This is a genomic window from Bifidobacterium jacchi (assembly GCF_009078285.1).
GTDB lineage: Bacteria > Actinomycetota > Actinomycetes > Actinomycetales > Bifidobacteriaceae > Bifidobacterium > Bifidobacterium jacchi.
On sequence record NZ_RQSP01000007.1, the window covers coordinates 57,251 to 64,887 of the forward strand.

The 7,637-nt window shown below is 64.0% G+C and carries 7 protein-coding genes; all 7 read left to right on the top strand.

Annotation, left to right across the window (positions count from 1 at the left end; genetic code table 11):
• Window positions 1–934, top strand: a 934-nt coding sequence (locus EHS19_RS03430; protein WP_175578274.1) for an ABC transporter permease, incomplete at its 5' end; no start/stop codon positions are given.
• A gap of 202 nt (window positions 935–1,136) precedes the next feature.
• On the top strand, window positions 1,137–1,436 hold the full coding sequence (gene gatC, locus EHS19_RS03435) for an Asp-tRNA(Asn)/Glu-tRNA(Gln) amidotransferase subunit GatC (protein WP_055427486.1): 300 nt from the start codon (window positions 1,137–1,139) through the stop codon (window positions 1,434–1,436).
• An 8-nt stretch (window positions 1,437–1,444) separates the two neighbouring features.
• On the top strand, window positions 1,445–3,013 hold the full coding sequence (gene gatA, locus EHS19_RS03440; RefSeq protein ID WP_151916395.1) for an Asp-tRNA(Asn)/Glu-tRNA(Gln) amidotransferase subunit GatA: 1,569 nt from the start codon (window positions 1,445–1,447) through the stop codon (window positions 3,011–3,013).
• 33 nt (window positions 3,014–3,046) lie between these two features.
• Window positions 3,047–4,543 (top strand): Asp-tRNA(Asn)/Glu-tRNA(Gln) amidotransferase subunit GatB, encoded by a 1,497-nt coding sequence (gatB, locus tag EHS19_RS03445; protein WP_151916396.1) that lies wholly within the window; start codon window positions 3,047–3,049, stop codon window positions 4,541–4,543.
• A 341-nt stretch (window positions 4,544–4,884) separates the two neighbouring features.
• Window positions 4,885–6,078 carry a GNAT family N-acetyltransferase gene (locus EHS19_RS03450; RefSeq protein WP_151916397.1) on the top strand — a complete coding sequence of 398 codons (1,194 nt, stop codon included), beginning with the start codon at window positions 4,885–4,887 and terminating at the stop codon, window positions 6,076–6,078.
• On the top strand, window positions 6,078–6,392 hold the full coding sequence (locus EHS19_RS03455; protein WP_003838651.1) for a DUF2469 domain-containing protein: 315 nt from the start codon (window positions 6,078–6,080) through the stop codon (window positions 6,390–6,392). The genes EHS19_RS03450 and EHS19_RS03455 overlap by 1 nt, the downstream gene beginning before the upstream one ends.
• Window positions 6,393–6,555: 163 nt before the next feature.
• A partial coding sequence (locus EHS19_RS03460; protein ID WP_241677052.1) for an FAD-dependent oxidoreductase occupies window positions 6,556–7,637 on the top strand: 1,082 nt, incomplete at its 3' end.

Below are 7,637 nucleotides of genomic sequence, written 5' to 3' on the forward strand. Positions count from 1 at the left end.
ACCCCAAACCCAGCAACCCCACCACCACGGAACCCACCAGCCCCACCAGCCGCATCTCACGTTCTTCGGCGCGGTGCGCGGCGAGTTCATCAAGGCGTTCAGCCTCGTCTCCACATGGGTGCTGCTCATCATCAACACGCTGCTGCTGCCCGCCGGCACCGCGGTCATGGCATGGGCGCTCGTCTTCTTCGCCACGCGCAGCGCCAACGGCGACAATGCAGGCCAGCCCGCGTTCATCAATGGCGCGCTGCTCTGGCAATCCGTCACCGCTTCGGTAAGCATGTGCATGATCGTGATCGCCGTCTTCGGCGTGATGTCCATCACCACCGAATATTCGACGCTGTCGGTTCAGGCCTCGCTGACCGCCAATCCGCGACGCGCCATGTTCATGAACGCGAAGGCGCTGGTCACCGTGCTGCTGGCATTCGCATCGTCGCTGATCGGACTGCTGCTGTCGTGGGGCATCGCGACGGCTCTGTTCGCCGGCCTTACCACGACGCCGCTTGCGGACAGCCAACGCGCGCTGCCGATCATCGCGCTGCTGGGCGGCGCCGCGGTCATCGCCGCCACCGCGCTGCTGTCGCTTGGCTTTGGCGCACTGTTCCGCTCCACGGTGGGCGGCATCCTCACCGTGATCGGATTGCTGATGATCGTGCCGTCGATTCTGAGTATGACCACGCTTGCCGGCGAACGGATGAACTGGGTGTATTCGGTGATCAACTGCCTGCCGGACAGTGCATCCTCGGCGTTCCTCGCCGGCCCGTCATCCGATACCGGGTTGAATGCCGTCGCGGGGGCGACCGGCATGAGCTTCGGCCCGACCGAGGGTGTGTTCACGCCGAATTGGTGGCAGTCGGGCCTGATTCTGCTGGCGTGGGCGCTGATCGTCTATATCGCCGGAGTGATCGCTGTGCGGCGCTCCGACGTCAAGTAGCATCAGACAGCGTCAAGCGAGACGCGGCAGCGGCCGACAACGGCAAGCGGTCCGTTTCGCACGCATTTCACCGGTGGTCGGCGACCTGAAGTCCACCCAAAGTGTTGACTGCCCACCGCTCTACAGCCGACCTCCCATCAACCGAACCACCGCCTGAGCATCATGGCCCTGCGTGTCACAAACCGCACGTATAGTTAGGCCCATGCCAACATTCACACGCGAAGAAATCGTGCATTTGGGCGATCTCGCCCGAATCGCGCTCACCGATGAGGAGATCACCCGCCTTCAGGGCGAACTCAACGTCATCGCCGACTCCATCAACAAGGTGCAGGAGGTCGCGTCCGACGACGTTCCGCCCACCGCCAACCCCGTGCCGCTGGAGGCCTATCTGCGCCCCGACGTGCCCGTCACACCGCTCACTCAGGCCGAGGCTCTTGCCGGCGGCCCGAAGACCGAGGCCGGCATGTTCGTCGCGCCGCGCATTCTGGGAAGCGAGGAGTGAGAACCGCCATGACCACTACAGTCAATACAGCCACTACCGCAGTCAACGAACTCGTCAAGCTGTCCGCCGCCGAGCAGGCCGCGGCAATCCGCAAGGGCGATGTCTCCAGCCGTGAGCTGGTCGACGCGCATCTCGCCGTGATCGAGGCCGCCGAGCCGTCCATCAAGGCGTTCCTCAAGGTCTCCGGCGACGTTGCCCGCGAGCAGGCCGACGCCTTCGACGCGAAAACAGCCGAAGAGAAGGCCGAGCTGCCGGAACTCGCCGGTGTGCCGATCGCGATCAAGGACATGATCGTCACCAAGGGCATCGAAACCACCGCCGCGTCGAAGATTCTCGAAGGCTGGGTGCCGCCGTACGACGCGACCGTCATCGAAAAGCTCAAGGCGGCCGGCATGCCGATCCTCGGCAAGACCAACCTTGACGAGTTCGCGCAGGGCTCCTCCACCGAGCACTCCGCCTACCAGACCACCCACAATCCGTGGGACACCGAGCGCGTGCCCGGCGGCTCCGGCGGCGGCTCGGCCTCCGCGGTGGCCGCGTTTGAGGCGCCGCTCGCCCTCGGCACCGACACCGGTGGCTCGATTCGCCAGCCCGGCGCCCTGACCGGCACCGTGGGCGTCAAGCCCACCTACGGCGGCGTGAGCCGTTTCGGTGCGATCGCCATGGCGAGCTCGCTCGACCAGATCGGCCCGGTTTCGCGTACCGTGCTCGATTCCGCGCTGCTTCAGGAGATCATCGGCGGCAACGACCGCCGCGACTCCACCTCCATCCCGGAGGGCCCGCGCCCGATGGCCGCCGCCGCGCGCGAAGGCGCCAAGCGCGATCTCAAGGGACTCAAGGTCGGTCTGGTCAAGGAGCTCGGCGGCGAAGGCTTCCAGCCTGGCGTCGAAGCGCGCTTCAACGAGGCCGTCAAGAAGCTTCAGGACATGGGTGCCGAGATCGTCGAGGTCTCCTGCCCGCACTTCGAGTATTCGCTCGGCGCATACTACATCATCATGCCGTCCGAGGTCAGCTCCAACCTGGCCCGCTACGACGGCATGCGCTACGGCCTGCGCGTCATGCCGCCGGCCGGCGTGCCGCAGACCGCCGCCAACATGATGGCCTACACGCGTGAGGCCGGCTTCGGCGACGAGGTCAAGCGCCGCATCATCCTCGGCACCTACGCGCTGTCCGCCGGCTATTACGACGCATGGTACGGTTCCGCGCAGAAGGTGCGCACGCTGATCATCCGCGACTTCCACAACGCGTTCGAGAAGGTCGACGTGCTCGTCTCCCCGACCAGCCCGTCCACCGCGTTCAAGTTCGGCGAGAAGATGGACGATCCGCTGGCCATGTACATGAACGACATCGCCACCATTCCGGCCAACCTCGCCGGCGTGCCCGCCATGTCGATTCCGGCCGGTCTGTCCGACGACGGTCTGCCGGTCGGATTCCAGTTCATCGCCCCGCAGCAGCGCGACGAGGTCATGTACAAGCCCGCAGCCGCGCTCGAAGCCGCGCTTGACGAGGATTGGGGCGGCCCGATCTGGCAGAACCTCAAGACTCCGTGGCTCGACGGCCTCGACGCCGCCAAGTGACGCCAAGCATCGGAAGGAAAGAAAAGCAACATCATGGCTGAAAAACTGATGAAGTACGCCGATGCCACCAAGAAATACGATGTGGTGTTCGGCCTGGAGACGCACGTCGAACTGTGCATCAAGACGAAGCTGTTCTGCCCGGCCGAAGTCCACTTCGGCGGCGAGCCGAACACGCAGCTGACCCCGGTGAGCCTCGGTCTGCCGGGCAGCCTGCCGGTGGTCAACAAGACCGCCGTCGACTACGCGATCAAGCTGGGTCTCGCGCTGCACTGCGAAATCAACGAGTGGAGCCAGTTCGCCCGCAAGAACTACTTCTACCCGGACATGCCGCGCGACTACCAGATCTCGCAGTATGACAAGCCGACCAACGGCAACGGATACCTCGATGTCGAGCTGGAGGACGGCACCGTCTTCCGCGTGCCGATCGAGCGCGCACACATCGAGGACGACGCCGGCAAGAACACCCACGTGGGCGGTGCCGACGGCCGTATCGAAGGTGCCGACCACTCCCTCGTGGACTACAACCGCGCCGGCGTGCCGCTGATCGAGATCGTCACCAAGCCGATCGAGGGCGCCGGCGACCGCGCGCCGGAGATCGCGGGCGCGTACATGCGCGCCATCCGCGACATCGTGCGCGCGCTGGGCATCTCCCACGCCCGCATGGAACAGGGCAACATGCGCGCCGACGTCAACGTGTCGCTGCGCCCGTCCGCCGACGCCCCGTACGGCACGCGCTCCGAAACCAAGAACGTGAACTCGTTCCGCGGCATCGAGAAGACGATCCAGTACGAGATCCGCCGTCAGGCCGCGCGCCTCGATGAGGGCAAGGAGATCCTGCAGGAGACCCGCCACTGGGATGAGGCCACGCAGACCACCGCCGGTGGCCGTCTCAAGTCCGACGCCGACGATTACCGCTACTTCCCGGACCCTGACCTGGTGATGCTGCACATCACCAAGGAGCACATCGACGAGATGCAGGCGCAGATGCCGGAGATGCCGCGTGAGCGCCGCAACCGCCTCAAGGCCGAGTGGAACCTCACCGATCTGCAGCTGCGCGACATTCTGAACGCCGATGCGCTTGATCTGATCGAGGACACCGTCAAGGCCGGCGCCAAGGCCACCGGTGCACGCAAGTGGTGGCTGGGCGAGCTGAGCCGCGAGGCCAACGCCAAGGGCGTCACCCTTGAGGAGCTGCCGATCACTCCGGCCGATGTGGCCGAGGTCGAGAAGCTCATCGCATCCGGCAAGCTCAACGACAAGCTCGCCAAGCAGACCGTCGCCGGCGTGCTCGCCGGGGAAGGCACGCCGGACGAGGTCGTCGCCAAGCACGGCTACAAGATCGTCGAGGATTCCGGCGCGATCGAATCGGCCGTGGACGCGGCGTTTGCGGCCAACCCCGACGTGGTCGAGAAGCTCAAGAGCGGCAACATGAAGCCGATGGGCGTGATCATCGGCGCGGTGATGAAGGCGACGCGCGGCCAGGCCGACGCGAAGGCCGTCACCAAGATCGTGATGTCGAAGATCAAGTAGATCGCGCAATAATCGCCGCTTCGCCGTTGATGCAATGATCGCGGCGGTCGCGGCGATGCAAAGCGGGCGGATTCCAGCAGGGAGCCGCCCGCTTTGCATTTCCGCTGCACATTGCCACAGCCGCCCATCGCAGCCGCCCATCGCAGCCGCCCGCCGCCGCCGACCACCGCCGCAACCAGACAATCACAACCCGACATCCGAAACCTGACATCGTCAACATCCGAAGCTCATCGCCGCAACACCCCTCGGAATCTTTTCAGTGAACGGTAAGGCAAGTAGGATAGCTTCTGTAGCGACTGTAAACGCATCACTGGAAACGCATCAGTTTGAGGAACGAAGCAATGTCTGGAAACGTCGAAACACCGCTTGCACACAAGGAGTCGCGCGACCTGCCGCCGCGCATCGTCATTCCGCCGATCAAAGGCGAAATGGTGCATCTGCGTCCGGCGACGATCGAGGATCTGCCGCGTCTGGATGAACTGGATGCCTACTACAACGCCGCCCGCATCACCGGCAAGGACGCACAGGCCGAACGCGCCGTCGTCCACGCCTGGGTCCGCCGCTCCGTCGCATGGACGCAGGGCCTCGCCGCCTCCGAATCAGGCGTGGGCGACCCGGAAGCCCGCCGCACCATCGCCTGGGCGGTGCTGACTGACGCCGACCATGACGACGACGGTCGCACGGACGCCTCGTCCACCGACAATGTGATCGGCATGATCTTCCTCATCGACATCGACGGATGGTCCCGCTCCGCGCGCATTCAGGTGGTGCTCGGGCACGACTATCGCGGCCGCGGGTATTCGCGCGACATGATGCCGCGCGTCATGACCTACGGATTCGCCGCCAACCCGGCCGGGCTCGGCATGCATCGCATCTGGGTCGCCGTTCCCGAAAAGAACACGCGTTCGCTATCCGTCTATCAATCGCTTGGATTCGTCAAATCCGGCACGTCGCGCGACGCTTTGTGGGATGCCGACGACGGCAAATATCAGGATCTGATCGTTCTCGACACGCTGGTCGACGAATACGATCCGATTCGATCGCTCGACGCATTCGGCATGCATGTGATCGAGGACAATCCCGGCATGCAGGAGGCGCTCAGCGCGCGCGAACACTCCATTGCGATCCGGCAGCAGAACAACATCGCAGCATCCGCCACCACGCCAGCTGGCGGAGCGCCGGAGTCGGCATCCGAGCGAACCGCCGCAGCGACCGATCGCAGCCGCCAGCAGGCCTACGCCCATATCGGATTGGCCGGCGACCCCAATGCGAGCGCGCCCGCCGATCATACGGAAAACGCAGTCGCAGCGATGTTCGCGACGCGCCACGCCGATGCCGATGCCCGCCTGGCGACAGCAGACAGGAATGCGCAGCACACCAGCGCCGACGCCAACCCCGCCCCGCAGCGCGCCAGCACCGATCCGATAGCGGACGACAGCGCCTGGCCGTACGGCCAGCAGGAACGCAAATCGTCCAAGGACGCATGGTGGCGTAATCTTGGGCGAGGACGCAAACGTGAAACGGAAGGAGCGTGATGAGCGCCGAGGATCTGGACAACTACGAGACCGACGCCGAACTGGCCCTGTACAAGGAATATCGAGACGTCATCAAACTGTTCACCTACGTGGTGGAGACCGAACGCCGCTTCTACCTTGCCAACAAGGTCGATTTCAACGTGCGTTCGGCCGGGCAGGACGTCTATTTCGACGTGCAGCTGACTGACGCGTGGGTGTGGGACGTATACCGTTCGTCCCGGTTCGTCAAGAACGTGCGTATCGTCACCTTCAAGGACGTCAACGTCGAGGAAGTGCAGAAGACCGACATCGACATCCCCGACGACATCCACTGACACCGCCTTACAGGACTCGCAGGGCACCGTCTCGCGGCACCTCGCAGGGCATCTCGCAGGCAATGCAAGCGAAGAGGAAATGTGTGGAAATATGCCGCTTCGGCGTGCATTGTCCACACATACGATAGACTATCGCTGATTTTTGATTGCAAGGAGACCTCAAGTGACGCAGAAACAATCCGTGGTGATTATCGGCGGCGGCCCTGCGGGCCTTACCGCAGCGTGGGAGCTTGTCAAGAACGACGGCTCCAGCCAATACGATGTGACGCTGCTCGAAGCGACCCATGAATTCGGCGGCATCTCGCGCACCGTCAAATACCATGGCAATCGCATGGACATCGGCGGACACCGTTTCTTCTCCAAGGACGATCGCATCATGGATTGGTGGCGCAACACCCTGCCGCTGCAGGGCGCGCCATCCTACGACGACAAGAAGCTCGGTCGCGAACACGACATGGAGCCGGGCGGTCCCGATCCCGAAACGACCGACGCGGTCATGCTCAAACGCCACCGCGTCTCGCGCATCTACTGGAATCGCCGATTCTTCGACTACCCGATCTCGCTGAGCTCCAACACGCTCAAGGCGATGGGCTTCAAACTCACCATGGTCGCCGGCTTCAGCTACCTCAAGTCGATGATCCACAAGCTGCCCGAAGACAATCTCGAAAACTTCTACATCAACCGCTTCGGCCGCAAGCTCTACTCCATGTTCTTCGAAGGCTACACCGAAAAGCTGTGGGGCCGGCACCCCTCGCAGATCTCCGCCGATTGGGGCGCGCAGCGCGTCAAGGGCCTGAGCATCATGGGCGTCCTCAAAAACGCCTTCGCCAAGCTCAGCCCCCGCAAGCGCTCCAACAAGGAAGTCGAAACCTCGCTGATCGAAGAGTTCTGGTATCCCAAACTCGGCCCCGGCCAGCTGTGGGAAACCGTCGAAGAGAACTGCCGCAACAACGGCGTACGCGTCATCACCGACGCCAACGTCGTCGCCATCCGCCAGCAGGACGGCCACATCGCATCCGTCACCTACCAGAACACCGCCGGAGAGCGCACCGAGCTCGCCGCCGACCAGTTCATCTCGTCAATGCCCGTCAAGGATCTCGTCAACGCAATCAACGACGGCAGCAACACCGACGGCGGCAACGCCGACGTTCCCGCCGACATGCACGACATCGCCAACGGACTGCCCTACCGCGACTTCGTCACCGTCGGCCTCCTCGTCAAGCATCTGCGCCTCAAGAACACCAC

Excerpts from the sequence above, each read along its gene's own strand:
- gatC (WP_055427486.1), top strand. The coding sequence starts at position 1,137 with ATGCCAACATTCACACGCGAAGAAATCGTGCATTTGGGCGATCTCGCC.
- EHS19_RS03455 (WP_003838651.1), top strand. The coding sequence starts at position 6,078 with ATGAGCGCCGAGGATCTGGACAACTACGAGACCGACGCCGAACTGGCC.
- gatB (WP_151916396.1), top strand. The coding sequence starts at position 3,047 with ATGGCTGAAAAACTGATGAAGTACGCCGATGCCACCAAGAAATACGAT.
- EHS19_RS03450 (WP_151916397.1), top strand. The coding sequence starts at position 4,885 with ATGTCTGGAAACGTCGAAACACCGCTTGCACACAAGGAGTCGCGCGAC.
- gatA (WP_151916395.1), top strand. The coding sequence starts at position 1,445 with ATGACCACTACAGTCAATACAGCCACTACCGCAGTCAACGAACTCGTC.